At 72.9% G+C, this 20041-nt stretch carries 14 protein-coding genes; 3 read left to right on the top strand and 11 right to left on the bottom strand.

Annotated elements, in window-relative coordinates; all coding sequences use genetic code 11:
- Positions 1 to 185 precede the first annotated feature (185 nt).
- On the top strand, positions 186 to 1706 hold the full coding sequence (locus HUA74_RS07005; RefSeq protein ID WP_174453912.1) for an ATP-binding protein: 1521 nt from the start codon (positions 186 to 188) through the stop codon (positions 1704 to 1706).
- On the opposite strand, the gene HUA74_RS07000 is transcribed toward HUA74_RS07005, so the two are convergent.
- From HUA74_RS07000 to HUA74_RS06955, 10 genes are all read right to left on the bottom strand, one after another.
- Entirely contained in the window at positions 1667 to 2062 is a 396-nt protein-coding gene (locus tag HUA74_RS07000; RefSeq protein WP_174453911.1) for a response regulator, read from the bottom strand. The two genes, HUA74_RS07005 and HUA74_RS07000, sit on opposite strands and share 40 nt — an antisense overlap.
- A gap of 27 nt (positions 2063 to 2089) precedes the next feature.
- Positions 2090 to 3205 carry a PilZ domain-containing protein gene (locus HUA74_RS06995; RefSeq protein ID WP_254624959.1) on the bottom strand — a complete coding sequence of 372 codons (1116 nt, stop codon included), beginning with the start codon at positions 3203 to 3205 and terminating at the stop codon, positions 2090 to 2092.
- A 166-nt stretch (positions 3206 to 3371) separates the two neighbouring features.
- The gene (locus HUA74_RS06990) at positions 3372 to 4337 is read right to left on the bottom strand and encodes a fatty acid desaturase (RefSeq protein WP_174453909.1); all 966 of its coding nucleotides are present in this window, start codon (positions 4335 to 4337) and stop codon (positions 3372 to 3374) included.
- Between the two features lie 126 nt (positions 4338 to 4463).
- The gene (gene cheB, locus HUA74_RS06985) at positions 4464 to 5513 is read right to left on the bottom strand and encodes a chemotaxis-specific protein-glutamate methyltransferase CheB (RefSeq protein WP_141649345.1); all 1050 of its coding nucleotides are present in this window, start codon (positions 5511 to 5513) and stop codon (positions 4464 to 4466) included.
- Positions 5510 to 6331, bottom strand: coding sequence for a protein-glutamate O-methyltransferase CheR (locus HUA74_RS06980; RefSeq protein ID WP_174453908.1), 822 nt, complete (start codon positions 6329 to 6331; stop codon positions 5510 to 5512). Before HUA74_RS06980 ends, cheB begins: the two co-directional genes overlap by 4 nt.
- A gap of 10 nt (positions 6332 to 6341) precedes the next feature.
- Positions 6342 to 8717 carry a HEAT repeat domain-containing protein gene (locus HUA74_RS06975; RefSeq protein WP_174453907.1) on the bottom strand — a complete coding sequence of 792 codons (2376 nt, stop codon included), beginning with the start codon at positions 8715 to 8717 and terminating at the stop codon, positions 6342 to 6344.
- Positions 8714 to 11272, bottom strand: a complete 2559-nt coding sequence (locus HUA74_RS06970; RefSeq protein ID WP_174453906.1) for a methyl-accepting chemotaxis protein — start codon at positions 11270 to 11272, stop codon at positions 8714 to 8716. Before HUA74_RS06970 ends, HUA74_RS06975 begins: the two co-directional genes overlap by 4 nt.
- Positions 11253 to 11699 (bottom strand): chemotaxis protein CheW, encoded by a 447-nt coding sequence (locus tag HUA74_RS06965; protein ID WP_174453905.1) that lies wholly within the window; start codon positions 11697 to 11699, stop codon positions 11253 to 11255. The genes HUA74_RS06970 and HUA74_RS06965 overlap by 20 nt, the downstream gene beginning before the upstream one ends.
- Positions 11696 to 13741, bottom strand: coding sequence for a chemotaxis protein CheA (locus tag HUA74_RS06960; RefSeq protein WP_174453904.1), 2046 nt, complete (start codon positions 13739 to 13741; stop codon positions 11696 to 11698). Before HUA74_RS06960 ends, HUA74_RS06965 begins: the two co-directional genes overlap by 4 nt.
- Positions 13738 to 14115 carry a response regulator gene (locus tag HUA74_RS06955; protein ID WP_141643167.1) on the bottom strand — a complete coding sequence of 126 codons (378 nt, stop codon included), beginning with the start codon at positions 14113 to 14115 and terminating at the stop codon, positions 13738 to 13740. Before HUA74_RS06955 ends, HUA74_RS06960 begins: the two co-directional genes overlap by 4 nt.
- Positions 14116 to 14520: 405 nt before the next feature.
- Here HUA74_RS06955 and HUA74_RS06950 point away from each other — a divergent pair, with 405 nt between their 5' ends.
- Positions 14521 to 16254 carry a chromosome condensation regulator RCC1 gene (locus HUA74_RS06950; protein WP_174453903.1) on the top strand — a complete coding sequence of 578 codons (1734 nt, stop codon included), beginning with the start codon at positions 14521 to 14523 and terminating at the stop codon, positions 16252 to 16254.
- Positions 16251 to 17729: a di-heme oxidoredictase family protein gene (locus HUA74_RS06945; protein ID WP_174453902.1), complete on the top strand. Its 1479-nt coding sequence runs from the start codon at positions 16251 to 16253 to the stop codon at positions 17727 to 17729. The genes HUA74_RS06950 and HUA74_RS06945 overlap by 4 nt, the downstream gene beginning before the upstream one ends.
- 1 nt (position 17730) lies before the next feature.
- Here HUA74_RS06945 and HUA74_RS06940 read toward each other — a convergent pair whose 3' ends face one another.
- Entirely contained in the window at positions 17731 to 19695 is a 1965-nt protein-coding gene (locus HUA74_RS06940; RefSeq protein WP_174453901.1) for an ATP-binding protein, read from the bottom strand.
- Between the last annotated feature and the right edge of the window lie 346 nt (positions 19696 to 20041).

Genomic DNA, 20041 nt, shown 5'->3' with positions numbered 1-20041 from the left:
CCTTCGCGCCAGTGGCGCCCTTCGCCCCTATCCGGGCGAGAGGCGACGCGCCGCGACGGCTTCGTGTACCGGGCGTTCCCCCCTGGGCACCGGAGAACGCGCCGGACAGGCCGCCCACCGGCTGACGGCCCACCCCGCTCCGCTCATCCCCTGGACCCTGGCCCCCCCGCGAAACCCGACGACGCATGCCCCCCACCCCCGCCAAGAAGCGCCAGCGTCCCCCGGCCCCGCCCGCGAAATCCGAGGCGTCCGGCGTACCGCTCCATGCGCTCCTGGAGGGCCTGCCGGACGCCTTCTTCACGCTCGACGCGGCCTGGCGCTTCACCTACGTCAGCCCGCGCATGGCGGAGCTGCTGGACGGCGTCGCCGGGCCCGGAGACGACGTGCGCCGCGCGTGCCCCGGCCTCTTGAAGCTGCGCGACCACCTGCGCTTCGAGCAGCCCGCCACCCAGCAGGCCGCCACGCGCTTCGAGCACGAGTGGCCGGACCGGGAGCTGTGCTTCGACGTGCGCGCGCGCGCGGTGCCCGGGGGCCTGCTGGTGCACTGCCGCGACATCACCGGAGAGCACCGGGTGCGCGAGGAGCTGCGGCGCGCCAGCGAGGTGTTCCGCGCCATCCACGAGGGCACGACGGACGCCGTCTACACGAAGGATTTGGAGGGCCGCTACCAGCTCATCAACAACGCGGGCGCGCGCGCGGTGGGCTACGAAATCTCGCAGATGGTGGGCCGCACGGACCAGGAGCTGTTCGCTCCCGAAGTGGCGCGCGTCAACGCCGCCAACGACAGGGAGGTGCTCGCCTTTGGCCGCACCGTCACCTACGAGGACGGGCAGCCGGGCGTCGAGGGCCCTCGCGTGTGGCTGTCCACCAAGGGCGTGCTGCGCGACGCGGACGGCAAGGTGGTGGGGCTGTTCGGCATCAGCCGCGACATCACCCAGCGCAAGTGGGCGGAAGAGGAGGCGCGCCGGCACTCCGAGTTCCAGGAGCAGCTGATGGGCATCGTCAGCCACGACATCCGCAGCCCGCTGGGCGCCATCATGAACTGGTCGCGCGTCATGGCGGAGTCCGGCACGGCCGAGGACGCCCGGCGCACCAGCCAGCGCATCGCCACCGCGGCGGTGCGCATTGAACGGCTCACCCGCCTGCTCCTGGACTTCACGCGCACGCGGCTGATGGGTGGCGTGGCGATTGAGCCCCGGCCGGTGGACCTCAAGGACCTGGTGGAGCGCGTGGCCCACGAGTTCCGCGTGGCCTATCCCGAGCGCGTCATCGAGGTGGAGCACAAGGGCAACACGCAGGGCATGTGGGACCCGGACCGGCTGGGCCAGGTGGCCTCGAATCTCCTGGAGAACGCGCTCAAGTTCGGCCCCGCGGACACCCCCGTGAAGCTGGTGGCGCGCGTGGCGCGGGCCAACAAGCTGGTGCTGGAGGTGCACAACGGCGGGCGCCCCATTCCCGCGCACCTGTTGCCCCATCTCTTCGAGCCCTTCCGCAGCGGCCCGCAGACGACGCGCACGCTGAAGATGAGCTATGGCCTGGGCCTCTACATCGTCCGGGAAATCGTCCAGGCGCACGGCGGCGGCATCGAGGTCAGCTCCACCGAGGAAGAGGGCACGACGTTCATGGTGACGCTGCCCCGCCGCTCGCTGCCCGCGCGGCCTCCCGGTCAAATCCCCCCGCGCGTGCCCCGCTCCGAGCCCAAGTAGCGATTCAAGAGCGCCGCCAGCTCCGAGCCCGCGAAGGGCTTGGTGAGGTAGTCGGTGCAGCCGCTCTCGAAGCCCGCCTGCACGCAGTCTGGCTCCATGCGCGTGCTGCACAGGATGATGGGCGTGTGGCGGGTGGGCTCGCGCCCGCGCAGCGCCCGGCACGTCTCCAGGCCGTCCAGGTTCGGCATCAGGATGTCGAGCACGACGAGGTCCGGCGCCTCGTCCCGCACGCGCTCCAGCGCCTCCAGCCCGTCGCGGGCGATGAGCGTTTCGAAGCCACGCTCCACCATCATCATCTGGTGCAGCATCAGCACCGTGTGCGAGTCATCGACGAGGAGGACCTTCTTGCGTCGCATGGCGAAGCGCCTCCCGGGCCCGCGCCTTCAGGGCGAGGCCGTGGCCTGACAGAGCTGGCGCAGGTGCATCAAGCGCGGCGGGCCCATGCCCATGAACCGCACACCCATGCCATGGGGACAACACAGCCCGTCACGCGGCGCGAAGGGGTTGGCCCACGCCACCACGCCGTGGGATTCCAGCCGCTCGCCCGTGGTGGGCAGGTGGATGCGCAACGTCACCGCCGCCCCAGGCCGCGCCGGCACCAGCGTGCGCACGAAGAGGCCACCCGGGCTCAGCGCGAAGGACACGCCCGACGTCCAGGCCAGCCCCTGGGGCCCTCCCTCGCCGAACTCCACCGGGCAGCAGAAGGGCACCCGCTCCTCCACCCGCAGCGACGCGCCCTCGCGCCCCAGCATCGCGTGGATGCGCGGCAGCAGCGTCGCCGCGCGCCCGCTCTCCGCGGGCGTCACCGTCAGCGAGGGCACGCCCTCCAGCAACGCGCGAGCGGCCGTGCCCGAGCGCGCCCACACCCCGCCCCGGGCCCCATCACCGACGGCGATGAGCAGGTGGGGGGCGGAGCCGTGCTCCTCCACCCGCGCTGCGGCGCCCTCCACCGTGGCGCTGTACAGCAGGCGGTGGCCACTGACTTCCAGGAGCGAGCCCAGCCCCGCCCACGTGCGCGCGCCTCCCGCGCCTCCGGCGAGCAGCACCACGCGCGGGCTGTAGCGTTCGCTCGTGACAGGCGGGGGACGGGCGCCCAGAAGCGTGGCCAGCCGCGCGCGCACCGCCGCCTCGCCCACCGGCGCCAGCAGGCAGTCCTCCACGCCCTCCGCGTCCGCGGCCTCCAGCACCTCGGCGGGCGTCTCCGGCTCCGCCACCAGCACCACCGGCGCACCGGACGCACCCACGCGGGACTTGAGGCCGCCCAGTCCTCCGGGGCCGCGCTCGCTCACCTGGCGCCAGTGCACCAGCACCAACCGGGGCCGCGCTCGCGACAGCTCCAGGCTCACCGCGCCAGGCGCCGAGGCCTGCACCGGCTCACAGCCCAGTGCCCGGGCCGCGCGCGACAGTGCCAGCCACGCCTCCCCGGCCACGCCGACCCACAGCACCCTGGGCGAGGGCGGCGCCTCGAGGGTCGTTGGACGGACTGGGCCTGGGGCCATCCTCATGTGGTGCCTCCATGTCCGCATCCCCCCCAGCCCGCCCGTACCTCTGACCGCGAGATACGAGAATCAGCCACATGGCGAATACTCCCCCTGGTCAGATTCCAGGGAGAGATGGGAAATACAGGACAGAGACACCCACACGAGGCCCGCGTGTGCGGGTGCGTCAGACGCGAGCGACGTTGACGCCCGAGTCGACGGCCTGCAGCTCGTCGCCGAAGGACACGTCGACGGTGCCGCCCGCGGGCGGGTCATACGGGGCGCGGCCCACCTGCTTGGTGCCAAAGCGGGGGAAGAGGGGCGCCAGCACGTAGGAGCGGAAGCACCAGCCGAAGAAGCTGACGGGCTTGAGCTCCGGGTCGATGTCCGCCGCGATTTTGGCGTGCGCCTCCGGCAGGAGGCTCCAGTGCAGGCCCGGCGTCTCGTGGTGGACGGCGTGCAGGCCGTTGTTGAAGAGGAAGAAGTTGATGAGGCGGCCGGTGAAGCTGCGGCTGTGGTCGTGCTCGCTCCAGGGGTCCGAGTGGACGTGCTGGATGTAGTTGAAGAACATGATGGTCCACAGCGAGAAGAAGGCCGGAATCAGGAACGCGAAGGCCCAGATGCGCAGGCCGCCCGCCACGCCGTGCATATAAATGGCCAGCGCGACGAGCGCCGCGTGCGTGCCGCCCCAGACGATGTACTGGAGGACGATTTGCCGGAACAGGGCGCGGTTGCGCGTGCGCGCCTTCTCGATGAAGGCCTTCGTCGGCTCCTGCTGCCAGTACGTGGAGACGAAGGGGAACAGGAAGGCGACGAGGAAGTTGTGCTTCTTCGAGTAGCGCCAGGTGATGGTGGCGTCGCCCGCCTTGTTCACGAACTTGTGGTGGTTGAGGTTGTGCGTCGGAATCCACACGAAGGTGGGGTAGCCGTAGAACAACGACAGCCACATGCCCATCGCCTCATTCATCTTCCGGTTGCGGAAGGTGGGGCTGTGGTTGTGGTTGTGGGCGATGACGCCCGCGGACAGCGCCAGGTAGCACGCGAGCGGGCACAGATAGGGGATGAGCGCGGGGGCCGCGTACATCGAGAGGGCCACCACGGGCATCGCCAGGCACCAGAGGAGGGTGCGGATGTCGGCGCTGTAACGGAGCATGGCCGGCAGTCTGCCTTACGCGTCCGTGCAGAACCAAAACTATCGCTCCCCTCCAGGGCAAGGCTGCCTGCTTCCTCACCATGTAGGGGTGCGGGCGACGGACACCCCACCCGTTTTTTCCCGAAGTCAGCGGAGCTGAGTGAGCAGCAACGCCACCATTCCCTCCAGGGGCGCACTGGCGGTGGCGAGGCCCGCTTCGTCCACGGCGCGAGGCATGCCGTAGACGACACAGGAGGACTCGGACTCGGTGAGGATGGAGCCGCCCGCCGCGCGGATGGCGCGCGCGCCCTCCCGTCCGTCGTCGCCCATGCCGGTGAGCACCAGCCCCACCGTGTCACGGCCCCACGTGCGGGCCGCGCTCTCGAAGAGGACGTCCACGGAGGGGTGATGCGGCATCTGCACCGGGTGCCGGTCCACGCGGCCCACGGTGAGCGCGCCGTGCCGCTCGATTTTGAGGTGCTGGCCCGCACGCGCGAGCACGACGCGGCCGGGGCGCATCTCCATCCCGTCCTCCGCCTCGCGCACCTCCAGCGCGCACAGCGAGTCCAGCCGGCGGGCGACCGCCTCCGTGTAGCCCGGGGGGATATGCAGCGCGAGCGCCATGGGCGCGGGGAAGTCCGCCGGCAGCGCCGACAAGAGCCGCGTGAGGGCCTGGGGACCGCCGGTGGACGTGCCCACCACCACCAGGTTGCGCGCCGGCCCGAACACCTCCGCCGGAGAAGTCGAAGTGGCCGCGGCTGGCGCCACCCCGCGCGGCGGGTGCGGCACCGCGCGAGCGGCGATGCGCACCTTCTCCACCAGCTCCGCGCCCAGCTCGTAGAGCCGGTCCGTGGCGAGCGCGGAGGGCTTGTGCACCAGCTCCACCGCGCCGGCCTGGAGGGCGGACACCGCCAGCTCGCTCTCCTCGCCCGCGCTGCTGACCACGACGACGCGGGGAGCGGCCGGCATGGAGTCCAGGGCGCGCAGCACGCCGAGCCCGTCCAGCCCTGGCATGACCAGGTCCAGCGTGAGGACGTCGGGCTTGAGCTCCGCCACCTTCTCCAGCGCGTCCAGGCCGTCGCGCGCGGTGTCCACCACTTCGATGCCCTGCGCGTTGGAGAGCACCTGGCGCAGCACCTTGCGCGCGAAGGCCGAGTCGTCCACCACCAGGACGCGAACAGGAGTCACGGCCGTCATGCGCCCGCCTTGCCATAGAAGAATACGCCGCGCCGCTCCTCACAGGAGAGCGCGGTGCCGAAGCGCAGCAACGATTCGGAGGTGCCCACCACCAGCTGGCCTCCGGGCTTCAGCGCCTGGGTGAGCGACGCCACCACGCGGCGCGCCGTCTCATCCTGGAAGTAGATGAGGACATTGCGGCAGAGGATGGCGTCGAACTGGCCCAGCTTCGCCACCGCCCCCTCGTCCACCAGGTTGATGCGGCGCCACTCCACCGCGTCCACCAGCTCCTGCTTCGGCCGGGCCCGTCCGTCCACCTGCTCCAGCCAGCGCCCCTCCACCCCGGGCGGCAGCGCGCGCATGGAGCGCAGGTTGTGCTCGCCGGTGCGAGCGCGCTCCAGCGCCCGGGCGCTCAAGTCACTGGCCAGCAGCTCCACGCCGGAGAGCACACCCCGGTCCGCCAGCATCATCGCCAGCGTCAAGGGCTCCTCGCCGGTGGAGCAGGCCGCGCACCACACGCGGGGCTTCTGGCCGGCGCGCACCCTGGGCAGGAGCACGTCCTCCACCAGCACCGACAGCGGCTGCGCCTCCCGGAAGAAGTACGTCTCGTGCACGAGCAGCGAGTCCACGAGGGAATCCAGCGCGGCCGAGCCCGCCGGGTCGTACCGGAGGAAGTAGTAGTAGTCGAGCAGCGAGTCGAAGCCCGCTTCCTGCGCCCGGTCCGACACCTTGTCGGACAACAGCTCGCGGTCCTCCGCCGCATAGTGCAACCCCGCGCGCTGCTCGATGAGCGCGGTGAGGATGGCGAAGACCTGGGGGGACATCGGCAGGGAAGGCATGACGTCCTTGTCACTTCCCCAGGGCCACGAGGCAGGCCCGCCGGACTTCAGGGTCCTCGTCGCGCAGGGAGGCGCGCTCCAGCGCGTCGCGTGCCTCCAAGGTTCCCAGCGCGCCCACGGCGGGCACGACGGCGCGGCGGGCCGCGGCGCTGGAGGTCTCCAACGCCTGCACCAGCGCGGCGCGTGCGTCCGCCCGGCGCATGCGCGCCAGGGCCGCGACCAGCAGGGGCGCGGTCACCTCGTCCGCCACGTCCAGCGCCGCGAGCAGGCCGGGAAGCCGCCCCTCCATGGGCAGCGCCAGCGCGCTCACCACCCGCTCGCGCACCGTCAGGTCCCCCAGGAGCGACACCAGGGCCTGGGTGGCGGGAACACCCGGGCGCGTGGCGAGGAAGCCCACCGCCGCGCTGCGCACGCTGTCGTCCCTGTCACTGGCCGCGTGCAACAGCGCGGGCAGCGTCTCCGGGGCTTCGTACTCAGCCACGGCGGACAGCGCGACCAGGCGCGTGGCGGCATCCTCCGACGAGGAGGCCTCCAGCAGCACCGGCAGCGCGTCCTGACGCCGCGCCACGCCCAGCCCCAGCAGCGCCGCGCGCCGGACGTCCGCGTCGGTGCTGGCCGCGGCGCGGCGCAGCGCCGTCATCGCGCTCTCCGTGTGCATGTGCGCCAGCGCGTCCACCACCGCCACGCGCACCTGCCCCGCGTCGTCGTCCGCCAGCGCGACAATCGCATCCGCGGCGGCTTCCTCGTTCAGCTTCCCCAGGGACTGGCACGCGTAGTAGCGCACCCATGCGTCCCTGTCGTTGAGGCCGCCGAGCAGCGTGGAGGTGATGCGGGCCTCCTTCTCCGTCTGCCCCAGCGCGCGCATGGCCGCGGCGCGCGTGCGCTCCGATTCGTGGGTGGCCGCCGCCAGCAGCGCGTCCACCGCGCGCGGGTCCTCGATGAAGGGCAGGCCGAAGATGGCCGCGTCGCGCAGCCGCTCGTCCGAGTCGCGCATCGCGGACAGCAGCACCTCCAGCCCTCGGGGATAACCGAAGTAGGAGATGATTCGCAGCGCCGCGCGGCGCAGACGGGGGTCCGCGGAGCGCGCCGCGTGGAGCGCCAGCGTCTCCGTCTGCTCGCTGCCCAGCGACTGGATGGCGCCCGTGGCGGCCTGCACCACGCGCGCGTCGTCATCCATCAGGCGCTGGAAGAGCACGGGCACCGCGGACGTGTCACCGATGCGCGACAGGGTGTCCGCCGCCAGCGCGCGCACGGACGCCTCCCGGTCCTCCAGACACGCCATCACCTCCGGCACCGCCGACGCGCGGCGGCCCACCAGGGGCAGCAGCACCCTGCGCCGGGCGCTGTCTCCGTCCTGGAGCGCCTGCAGAATCTGCTCGTCCGCGTCCGCCCCCAGCTCCGCCAGGGCGCTCGCCGCCGAGCGCGCCACCGACGGGTCCGGTCCATCCAACAGCCGCAGCAGTCCCGCCGCGGCGTCCTGCCCTCCCACCCAACCCAACAGGCGCGCCAGCGCGGCCCGCTCCGCGGAGTCCGCGCTGGTGATGGCCTGCGCCAGCCTGCGGCCCAGCATGGACAGGTCCGGACCGGGACCGGAGCGCAGCGCGGCCTGCACCGCGCGCGCGCCGCCAAAGCGCTGCACCTGCGCCTCGTGGATGTCCACCAGCGCCACCGCCGCCACGCGCACCAGCGCGTCGTTGCCCCGGCGCAGCAGGCTCACCAGCGCGGGCACCGCCGCGTCCTGGCCGGTGCGGCCCAGCGCGCGCGCCGACTCCAGCGCGTAGAAGGGGTCCGCCAGGAGCCCCAGGAGCGCGGGCACCACCGACGGGTCCCCACACCGGCCCAGCACGTCGATGGCGGGGAAGATGCGGAAGAAGTTGCCGCTGCCCAGCGCCGCCAGCAGCGCGTCCACCGCCGCGCCGCCGCCAATGCGGCCCAGCGCCTCGATGGCCGCCACCGCGACGTTGTCGTCCGGATGCACGGTGAGCCGCGCCAGGAGCGGCACCGAGCGCCGACTGCGCCGCCGCCCCAGCACCTGCGCGGCGTCACAGACGATGGGCGCGGACGGGCTGTCCGTCAGACCCTCCAGGGACTCCTCCACCGCGCCCGTGGACGCCACCAGCGCCTCCACCGCGGCCGCCAGGCGCGCCTCGTTGTCGCGGCGGTGGCGCAGCACGTCGCACAGCGGAGACACCGCCGGGGTGCCCAGCCGCGCGAGCGCCGCCACGACGGCGCGGCGCACCGCCCAGCTCGACGTGTCCAGTCCGGCCACCAGCCTCTCCAGGCTGCCGGCGCCCCCGCGGGCCAGCTGCTCCACCTCCTCCACCCGCGCCCTGTCCTCCGCGGACAGGAAGAGGGGGGAGCCCGTCACGGAAGTCGATTCCGTCATGTCTGTCGCTCCCTGGAGCGCGAGCCCCCCGCCTCGGGAGCCTGCGGGGTGCTACCACTCCCCAGCACGCTGCCCAGGCGCTCCAGGCTCTCCACCTGCTCGGCTTGGAGTCGCGACAGGTGCGTCAGTCGTCCCGCCACCTCACGCACTTCTCCCGCGGTGGCCGACGACGCGCGGACCTGCTGCGCGGTGGTGGTGGTGATTTCCCGCGCCCTCACCCGCATCTCCTCCACGCCCTTCACCAGGCCCTCCATCACCTGCGTGGCATCGCCGCTGGCGCGCGCCACCGCGGCGGTGCCCGTGGCCTGCCGCTGCGCGGAAGCAGCGAGCCCCGTCAGCACCTCCGACTGCTCGTCCAGCGCGCGCGCCGTGCCCTTCGCCACCCGCCGCACCTCGTCCGCGCCCTTCACCAGCGCGACGAGCGCCTGGGCCTGCTCGTCGGTGGCGCGCGTCACGGACGACGCCAGCTTCGCCACCTGGCGGCTGGCCGTCTCGCCCTGCTTGAGCGCGCGCGCCTGCTCCGCCATGCCGCGCGCGGACTGGGCCACTTCCTTGCGCGTATCCTCCATGGCGCGCGTCACCTCCGCCGCCGCCTTGGCCTGCTCGGCCAGCCCCGCCAGGGTGCGCTGGGTGGTGCTCGCCAGGTCCTGGGCCACCTGCGCCATCCCCGTCACCTCCTTGCTCTGCGTGCCCACGACGGCGCTGACGCCCTGCACCAGCTGGCGCATCTGCGCGGCGCCCTTGGACAGGTCCGCCGCCGCGGCCGCCTGCTCCTGCACCGCGCGGGACACCTTCTGGGCGACTTCCGCCAGCTGCCCGTTGGAGCGCACCACGTCGCGCAGCGCGCGGGCCTGGTCCGCGGTGGCCTGCGTCGTCTGCCGGGCCATGCGCCGCATCTCCGTGCCGCCCTGCGCCAGCGCCTGGGCCGCCTGGGCCTGCTCCGACGCGGACGCGGCGATGACGCGGCCCTGCTCGCTCATCTTCGTGGTGCCCTGCGCCAGCGACTGCACCGCCTGCACCTGCTCGGTCGTGGCGCGGCTCACCTCGCGCACGTTCTGCCCCACGTCATCCACGCCCTTCAGGATGGTGGACAGGGCCCGCTCCGCGTCCGACGCCAGCGCCGCGCCCTCGTCCGCCGCGCGCATGCCCTCCGCGCTCGCGCTCGTCGCCTCGCGCGCCGTCGTCTGGAGGCCGCGGACAATCTTCGCCACGTCCGAGCTGGCCGCCGCCGCGCGGTCCGCCAGGGCGCGAATCTCCTCCGCCACCACCGCGAAGCCGCGCCCGTGCTCACCGGCGCGCGCCGCCTCGATGCTGGCGTTGAGGGACAGGAGATTCGTCCGGTCGGCGATGAGGTTGATGGTCTGGACGATGTCGCCAATCTCCTCGGCGCGCTTGCCCATCTCCTTCATGACACCCGAGGACTCGACGATGGACTGACGGATGCGGCTGAAGCCGGCGATGGAGCGCACCACGGTGGCGCCGCCCTCGCGGGCGATGGTGCCCACCCGGTCCGAGGTGGCGCGCGCCTCCTCGCTCATCTGCGCCACCCGCCGCGTGGACACCTCCAGTTGCGCGGACGCGCTGGCGCTCGAGGACGCCAGGCCGTTGATGGACTCGGAGGCCTTGGCCACGGACTGGGCGGAGCGCGCCAGCTGTTCAATCGTCGCCGCATTGGTATCCACCACGGCGGAGTTCTTCTCCGCGGTGGCGGCCACCTCCTCCACGCTGGCGGCCACCTCCTCCACGGTGGAGGCGGTGGAGGCCGCGTGCGTCTCCAGCACGCGCGCGCTCTCCGCCACGCCGCGCACGCTGCGCGCCAGCTCCTCCGCGGTGGACGCCGTCTCCTCCACGCCGGAGGACATGGTGGTGGCGTCCCGGGACAGGTCGCTCAGGGACTTGCCCAGCCCCACCACCGCGCCCGTCACCAGCGTCACCCGCTCGCCCACGCCCTGGGCGTCGGTGGCCAGCCGGGCGATGCCCTTGGCCATCTCTTCAATCGTCGCGCCCACCTCCTCCGTGGAGGCCGCGCCCGACTGGTTGCGCGTCACCAGGTCCGCGACGGTGGAGTTCATCTCCGTCATGGACGCCAGCAGCTCCTCGCTGGAGGCGGCCAGGTCCTCCGCGTTGGAGTTGACCGTCTTCACCGAGCGCGTCACCTGCTCCAGCGTGGCGGCGGTGGTGTCCGCCTCCGCGGCCAGGTGGGCTGCGTCCTTGCGCACCCCCGCCACCGACGCGCTGACCTCCTGCACGGAGCCGGCGGTGGCCTCCGCTTCCTGCTGCAGCGCGCGGGCGGAGTCGCTCACCGTGCGCTGGGAGCGCGCGAGCGTCTGCGTCGCGACGCTCGTCGCCTCGACATGGGCGGCCACCGACTCGATGGAGGCGCGCACCTGCTCGGAGGCCGCGGCCTGCTCGTTGCCGCTGGCGGCCAGCCTCGATGCGAGCGCCTCCACGTCCTGCAGGAGGGCCACGCCCTCCCGGACTCCGCGCGACAAGCGCTCGGTGAGCCCGCGCGCGTCATCCTGCCCCTGGGGGCCGTTACCGTTTTCCGTCGCCATCTGGCGCCTCCTCCCCGATGACCCGGGGGAAATCGATGAGCATCACCAGCCTCGGCCCCACCTGGGCCACGGCCTTCACGAACCCTCGCGAGCCTTCCACCACCAGCGGCGGCGGCGGCTGGAACTTCGCGGGGTCCAGCTTCAGCACCTCGCGCGCGCTGTCCACCAGCAGCCCCACCGTCCGCGTCCCCAACTGCCCCACCACCACCCGCGTGTCGAGCGAGCGCTCCAGGGCCGGAAGCCCGAAGCGCATGCGCGCGTCCACCACGGGGATGACGCGCCCGCGCACCTGCACCAGCCCCGCGACATGCGCCGGCGCTCCGGGCACGGGCGTGGCCCCGGAGAAGGACTCCATCTGGAGGACGTCCGACGCCGGCAACACGTACTCGGCGCCATCCACCTTGAACACCACATGCAGCACGCTCATGTCGCGCGCTCCTCTCGTCCCCCGGACCCCGGGCGGCGCGCCGCTCCCAGCGCATTCAGGTCCAGCACCAGCGTGGGCTGGCCATCTCCCAGGTCCGTGGCTCCCGCCACCCCGGGCACCCGCACCAGCGGGTCCTCCAGCGGGCGCAGCACGATTTCCTGCTGACCGAGCAGCCGGTCCACACCGAACGCCACCAGCTCTCCGCGCTGTCGCACCACCAGCCCCCGAGGGGGCGTGACATCCACGGCCTGGGTGGACACGGAGCCCAACAGCCGTGCCAGGGACACCAGCGTCACCGCCTGGCCACGCCGCTCCACCAATGCCACGCCGTGAGCGCCCGCGGGCCGCACCACCCGCGCGGCCTCCACCTCGATGAGCTCCTCCACGGAGCCCACCGCCACCGCGTAGCGCAGCCCCGCGCACTCGAAGATGATGGCGTCCAGCAGCGTAATCGTCAGGGGCACGCGCAGGTGGAAGGTGGTGCCCTCCCCCACGCGCGTCTCCAGACGCAGCTCGCCACCGAGCTGGTCCACGACGATGCGTCGGACGATGTCCATGCCCATGCCGCGCCCGCTGGTGGAGGTGACCTCCTCGCGGGTGGAGAAGCCGGGCCGACACAAGAGTTCCAGCAGGTCATCCGGGCCTCGGGGAACCGGGACGCCCGCGCGCCGGGCCACGCCTTCCGCGTCCACGCCCCGCCCGTCATCGGCCACGGTGATGTCCACCCAGCCGCTGGAGTTCGCATGGCAGCCCAGGCGCACGCGGCCCTCCGGAGGCTTCCCCGCGGCGCGGCGCTCCTCGGGAGACTCCAGCGCGTGGTCCACCGCGTTGCGCACCAGGTGCACGAGCGCGGGCAACATGCGGTCCGCCACCGCCTTGTCCAGCTCCGCGTCGCCCACCTCCAGCTCCAGCCGCACCGCCTTGCCCGTGGTGCGACGCAGGCCGCGCACCAGGAGCGGCAGCCGCTCCAGCACGTCCCCCACGCGCACCATGCGCAGGCGGAGGATGGCCGCGCGCATGTCTCGCAGCTGCCGTCCGTTCTCCTGGAGGATGGCGCGCAGCTCCCGCGTCGGAGCCCCGACGGCCGTCAGGTCCACCACCGCGCGCTGCAGCCGCGAGCGGTTGACGACGAGCGCCGCCAGTCGCTCCAGCGCCTCGTCCAGCCGCGACACCTCCACCCTCAAGGTGCCGCTGGACCGGCGCCCCTCCTCGGGTTCCTCCTCCAGCTCCGGCTCCCGCTCCGGCACGGACGGCCCGTCCACGGCCGAGGGCGCGGGCGCGGTGGACAGCGCGCGCACCTGGGCGGGCTCTCCTCCCGCCGCCTCCTTCAGCACGGCGTCCGAGGCATCGGTGCTGAGCAGCAACACGAACGTGAGCGAGCCGCCGCCCGGCGCCGGCCCCGCCACGGGGACGACCTTGACGAGTTCCCCCAGCGCCGCCAGTCGCTCGCGCACGCTGTTGATGGTGATGCCCCGCGCGGCGCGCTCGGCACCGGGGATGAAGTCCACGCGGACCGGGCGGCGATGGCCCGCGCCCGAGGTGAGCTGCTCGCGCTCGGTGGGCGTCAGCCGGGGAGCGAGCGCCAGGGTCTCATCGAGCAGCAACGCCGAGGGCCGGGCGGTACTGGCCACCACGGGGGAGGAGACCCCCAGCGCCTCCAGTCGCTCCAGCAGTCCCGGAGGAACGGGCGAGGCGTCCTTGCCCGCGGCGAGCTGGCGCATGCGCTGCTCCACCGCGCGCAGGCCCTCCATGAGCGGCTCCACGCTGGACTCGGGAAGCCGCCCGCCCGCCTGGTCCGCCTGACGCAGGGACGTCTCCATCCAGTGGGAGATGGAGACGATGGGCTCCACGTCCACCATGGCGGACAGGCCCTTGATGGTGTGCAACGCGCGGAACAGCTCCCGCACGGACTTCGGATGGGCGGCGCCACGCCGCGCACTGGCCTCCACCGCCATCAACTGACGGTGGGCCGAGTCGAGCAGCTCCTCCACCTCCGCCAGATAGGCCGGCAGGAAGTCCGCGAGGTCCACGGAGGCCGTCAAGCCGGCTTCTCTTCCAACAGCCCCCGCGCCTCCGCGAGGATGGCATCGGGAGTGAAGGGCTTGGTCATGAAGCGGTTGGCGCCCGCGGACAGGGCCCGGGCGCGCGACGCCTCGTCCCCACGCGTCGTCACGATGATGATGGGCAGCGTGCGCAGCCGATCCTGCCCCCGCACGAACTCCACCACCTCGATGCCGCCGATATCCGGCATGTTCAAATCCAACACCAGCAGGTCATACGGGCTCAGCGACAGGCGCTCGATGGCCTCCAGCCCGCTGGACGCGTGGGTGAAGTTCAGGCCCGGGTAGGGCCTGAGACAGGCCACCACCATGTCCCGCATCACCTTGCTGTCATCGACGACGAGCACCTCTGACATGAATTCCCCTGGCGACGAGCGCCGAACCTAGAGCGATTCCCCGGCCTGCGAAGAGAACGTCGAGCCCCCCTCCCCGCCACCTTCCACTGGAGGACAATCGTACGTTGGGACAGGGACCAGCAGTGGGAGGGCCCGGACGCTCCCCCGTGCTGACCGTGCGAGTGTCCCACACCTGCTCGCCCGCCCGGCCTCCGAATCCCAAGGCCCGGTCATCCCGCCAACCGTGTCCGCCAGGCTCCCTGAAGCGCTTCCCGGGCTTTCCCGCGCACGCTTCTCCCTCGGGGAATCCCGGGCGGCAACCGCCAAATTGAGCCCTCTGTCGCTTGCGCGCCTTGAGCCGCGAGCGATATGAGGCCGGGCACTTTTCTGACTCTGCAAATCAATCTCAACAACTCAGGAGTCCCCATGAAGTCCCGTGCCTGTGTCCTGGCGCTCGTGACCCTCTGGCTCGCCGCGTGCGGGTCCGACGTGGAGTCCACGCCCGGCGTCCCCGTCTCTCCGTTCATGCAGGTGATGTCTCACGCGTCGGGCGACACCCTGAGTGAGCCCGTGGTGCGGCTGACCGGCACGGTGAATGTGCCGGGCAAGCTGGCCGGCCTGACGGCTCGGGTGAACGACGGCGAGGCACGCGCCGTGGAATACACGGAGAAGACGTCCACGGCGGGCGTCTTCGCGGTGGAGCTCACGCTGCCCGAGGGCGACAACGAGGTGCGGCTGGAGGCGGTGGACCAGAGCGGCGGCACCAGCGCGCGGGTGCTGAGCCTGCGCTACGCCCAGGCGCCCCAGGTGCAGGTGTTGTCCCCCGAGGAGGGGCTGGCCATCACCGTGCGCCGCGTGCGCGTGGACGCGGTCGCCACGGACAACGTGGCCGTGACGGCGCTCTCGTACACGCTCAACGACGGCGAGGAGCAGACGCTGGCGCTGCCCACCACGGCCGAGGGCGCGGTCTCCTTCGAGGTGACGCCCCGCCCGGGTGCCAACCAGGTGGTGGTGCGCGCGCGCGACGCGAAGGGCAACACGGGTGAGAAGACGGTGACCTTCCGCTTCGGCGGGTTGTCCACCGCGGGCGGCCTGCACAGCGGCACGCTGCGCAACGGGCGCGTCTACGTCTGGGGCCGCAACAACCGCGGCCAGCTGGGCCTGGGCGTGGACGTGACGGCGAACCAGACGCAGCCCCAGGCGGTGCCGGGCATCGAGAACGCGGCCTCCGTGGCCTTCAACCAGAACTTCTCCATGGCGCTCGACTCGGCCGGCGCGGTGTGGACCTGGGGTGAGAACGCGGACGGCCAGCTGGGCCTGGGCCAGCCGGGCACGCCCGACGTCGCGCCTCGCTACACGGCGACGAAGGTGCCCGGCCTGACGGGCGCGGTGGCGGTGGCCCCTGGCTTCCGTCACGCGCTGGTGCTGATGGAGGACGGCACGGTGCGCGCCTTCGGCAACAACGCGGATGGCCAGCTGGGCGACGGCACGACGACGGCGCGGGACTACCCGGTGACGGTGCTGGGCCTGACGGACGTGGTGAAGCTGGTGGCCGGCTCCATGCACTCGGTGGCGCTCAAGCGCGACGGCACCGTGTGGACCTGGGGTCGCAACACCTACGGCAACCTGGGCACGGGCACGGCCGGCACGCAGGGCCGTCCCACGGCGGAAGTCGTGCCGGGCCTGGCGGACGTGGTGGACCTGGCCAACGGGCGCGACCACATCCTCGCGGTGCACGCGGATGGCACCGTGTCCTCGTGGGGCCTGGGCGTCAGCGGGCAGTTGGGCAACGGGACGTCCGGAGCGAACACGCAGAGCGCCACGCCGGGCAAGGTGCCGGGCGCGACGGACGTGAGCGCCGTCTTCGCCAACGGCAACTACAGCTTCGCGCGGCGCGCGGACGGCTCGCTGCTCGCGTGGGGCCAGAATGGCAACGGCCAGCTCGGGGTGGGCGACGACGAGGACCGCGCCGTGCCCACCGAGTCGTCTCCCGAGGTGAAGCCCCTGTCCGCCATGGGCATGGGCGCCACCCACGTCATCGCCGTGCGCGGCGACGGCTCCGTCTACGCGTGGGGCTGGAACTTCAACGGCTCGCTCGGCCCCGACGCCGTCATCGACCGCTGGTCCTACACCGACCCCGTTCCGGTGACGCTGCCGTGAAACACGCCGCGGGCCTGGGCCTCCTGTTGACGCTCCTCGGCCTCGTCGCCTGCGACGGGTCCGGGGAGGCGCGCCCCGTCACTCCGACTCCCGAGGAGCCGAATCCCGAGGAGCCGAATCCAGAGGAACCGAATCCCGAGGAGCCCCTTCCGCGCTTCGACGTGGTGGAGGTGGGCGAGGACCGGCCCGGCGGCGAGACGAGCGTGGCGGTGGCGGGCGCCGCCGCCTTCACGAAGCCCGCGGCGAACCTGGTGCTGGCGCGCCGCTCCGAGTTCTTCGTGGGCGAGTCCGTCTTCGAGGCGAACTGGGTGGGCGCGCCCGGCTCGCAGCCCGAGCGCGACGGCCTGGGCCCGCTCTTCCACTCCGTCTCCTGCATCGCCTGCCACCTGGGCAACGGGCGCGGCCGTCCTCCCGAGGGGAACGAAGTCGCCGACACGCTGCTGGTGCGCCTGTCGGTGCCCGGCGTCGGCGCGCACGGAGGCCCGCTGCCCGAGCCCACCTATGGCGACCAGCTCCAACCCCGGAGCGTCGGCGCGGTGCCCGCCGAGGGGCAGGTGCGCGTGAAGTGGACGGACGTCCCCGGCACCTTCGCGGACGCGGAGCCCTACACGCTCCAGGCACCGGCGCTGGAGCTGACGGAGCTGGCGTACGGGCCGCTGGCGCCCGACACGCGCACGTCCGCGCGGGTGGCGCAGCCCATGGTGGGCCTGGGCCTGCTCGCGGCGGTGAGCGACGAGACGCTGCTTGCGTGGGCGGACCCGGACGACGCGAATGGCGACGGCATCTCCGGGCGGCCCAACCGCGTATGGAGCGAGCGTCAGGGCCGCGAGGTGGTGGGCCGCTTCGGATGGAAGGCGAACCAGCCGGACATCGAGCACCAGAACGCGGCGGCGCTGCTGGGCGACCTGGGCCTCACCACCACCCTCTTCACCGAGGAGAGCTGCACGGCGGCGCAGGCCGTGTGTCGGGCGGCGCCCCATGGCGGCGTGCCCGAGGTGAGCGAGCGGCAGTTGGAAGCGCTCGACTTCTATTCGCACACCGTGGCGGTGCCGACGCGCACGGGCGTGGACTTAGCCGACGTGCTGCGCGGCAAGGCCGTCTTCCACCGCGTGGGCTGCGCGAAGTGCCACCGGCCGTCCGTCACCACCGGCACGCTCGCGGGCTACCCGGAGCTGTCCGGCCAGCTCATCTGGCCCTACTCGGACCTGCTGCTGCATGACCTGGGTGACGCGCTGGCCGACGGGCGCGAGGACTTCCTCGCCTCGGGCCGCGAGTGGCGCACCGCGCCCCTGTGGGGCCTGGGCCGCGCGCGGGAGGTGAGCGGACACTCGCGGCTGCTGCATGACGGACGCGCGCGCACGCCCCTGGAGGCCATCCTCTGGCACGGCGGCGAGGCCGCGTCCGCGCGCGAGGCCGTGCGCGCGCTGTCGAAGGGGGAGCGCGACGCGCTCGTGGCCTTCCTCGACTCGCTCTGAGTCAGGCGCGGGCGGTGGGGGGGCCGTCCAGGGGCAGGCGGACGCGGAACGTGGAGCCCTCGCCGGGCGTGCTGTCCACGGACACCTCGCCGCCATGCGCCTCGACGATGCGGCGCAGCCGGTACAGCCCCAGCCCCAGGCCGCCGTAGTGGCGCACCGGCACCGCGCGCTCGAAGCGGCGGAACAGGCCCTCCACCCGCTCCGGGGCGATGCCGATGCCGTGGTCCTTCACCCACAGCGTCGCGGTGGAGTCCTCGTGCGCCAGCTCCACCTCCACCGGCTTGCCAGGGCCGAACTTCATCGCGTTGGACAACAGGTGCGCCACCACCTGCCTCAGCCGCGTGCCGTCCCAGCGGCCCCGCGTGGGTGACATGGGCCCGAGCACCAGCTCACAGCCCGCGCGCGCCGCGGCCGACTCCGAGCGCGCCACCACGTCACGCACCAGCGAGGACAGGTCCACGACGTCCAGGTGGAGGTGGGGCGGGCCGCCCTGGAACTGGGACACGTCCAGGAGCGACTCCACCAGGTCCGACATCCGCTGCACCTGCCGGTCCGCGGCCTCCAGCGCCCGCTCCAGCCGGGGCACGGCCTGGGCCACGCCCAGCACCCGCAGCGCCCCTTGCGCGCCCTGCACCCGCAGGCGCAGCGCGGCCAGCGGGGTGCGCAGCTCATGCGCCGCCACGCTGAGGAAGTCGTCGCGCGCGCGCACCGCCTCGCGCGCCTCGCGGTACAGCCGCAGCTGCTCCGTCACGTCGCCGATGATGCCCGACATCCGCACCGGCTGCCCCTGGCCGTCGAGCGACGCGCGCCCCCGACTCACGCAGGAGCGATAGCCCCCTGTCGCATGCCGCAGCCGGAAGGCCACGTCGTAGGGCACGCCCCGCTCCAGGTGCTCGGTCAGCGCGGCCAGCACGGCCGCCCGGTCCTCCGGGTGCAGGAGCTCCACGAAGGCTTCATACGTGCCGGCGAACGACTCCGGCGTCAGCCCCAGCATCTCCAACAGGCGCGGGCTCCAGTAGAGCGAGCCACGACGCAGGTCCCAGTCCCAGATGCCGTCATAGGAGCCATTCACCACCCGCCGGAAGCGCTCCTCGCTCTCGCGCGCGCCCCGCTCCGCATGCTCCAGCAGCCCCACCCGCCGCTCCAATTGCCGCACCACCCGGTACAGGTGGTCCTCGGTGGACAGCTCCCCGGTGGGCACCAGCGGCGCGGGGCCTCCCGCCTCCAGCGCGCGCAGCAGCGTCCCCACCAGCTCGTCCCCATCCTGCGCGCGCCGCACGAAGCCGTTGGCCCCCACGTTTTGCGCCATGCGCAAATCCAGCTCGTCCGGCGCCAGCGCGTGCGTGAGGATGACCGGCACGCGCCCAAGCCTCGGGTCCTGCCGCAGGGCCAGGCACAGCTTGTAGCCATCCATGCGCGGCATCAGCGCGTCCGCGAGCACCACGTCCGGCCGCCGCCGCCGCGCCACGTCCAGCGCCTGCGGGCCGTCCGACGCGGACACCACCTGGAAGCGCAGGGGCACCAGGAACAGCTGGAGCAGCTTGCGCGACACCGGGTCGTCATCCGCCACCAGCACCAGCGGCCGGGGCGCCTGTGCCTCCAGCCCCGGCAAGGCCTGCCGCACGCCCTCCACCAGCCCCGACAGGCTCAGCGGGCGCCACAAGAAGCCCGTCAGCGGCAGCGAGTGACGGCGCACCACCTCCTCTTCCGCGGGGAAGGCCAGCACGTACAGCCCCACCGCCGTCGTCTCCAGCGCCCGGCGCAACGCCGCCAGTCCCTCCTGTCCGGCCGCCAACAGCCCCGCGGCGGCCACCACCAGCAACACCGGCTGGGCCTGGAGCAGCGAGGCGGCGGCCCCCACGTCCGCCAGGGCAACGACCTGCCACCCCTGGCTCTCCAGCGCGAGCACCTGGAGCTCCCGGGCGACGCTGGCTTCTTCGATGAGCAGCAGGCTGGGCTTCGTCACGGCGAGGGGGACCCGGAGACACGAGCTACAGGGCCGTCCAGAGCACCCTGCGGAGCGAAAGGCGCAAGTGTGGGCACTCATCGCAGTGAGTCAAGGTACCCGTGCCGGAGTGTTGGACAGGACAACACCCGCCTCTGCCCTCCAGGCAACCCGAGGCGCCCTCCCTTCCCCGGCACCGCGCGGGAACTCCGCGACAAAAACATCGCAGGTGCTTTTACAACTCAGATACGAAAACCAGCCTGGAGCCCGTCCACCCGTATGCCCGCCCCACACGCCGGGCGAGCCCCCCACCGTGAGCCCGGGCAGGGCCACACGCGGCGCGAACCGGCTTCTTTCCGGCACCGCG

The organism is Myxococcus sp. CA051A (genome assembly GCF_013336705.1).
In the GTDB taxonomy this organism is placed as follows: domain Bacteria; phylum Myxococcota; class Myxococcia; order Myxococcales; family Myxococcaceae; genus Myxococcus; species Myxococcus llanfairpwllgwyngyllgogerychwyrndrobwllllantysiliogogogochensis.
Note: the sequence above shows the minus strand (reverse complement) of the source record. Positions and strands in the feature narration are given on the sequence as shown.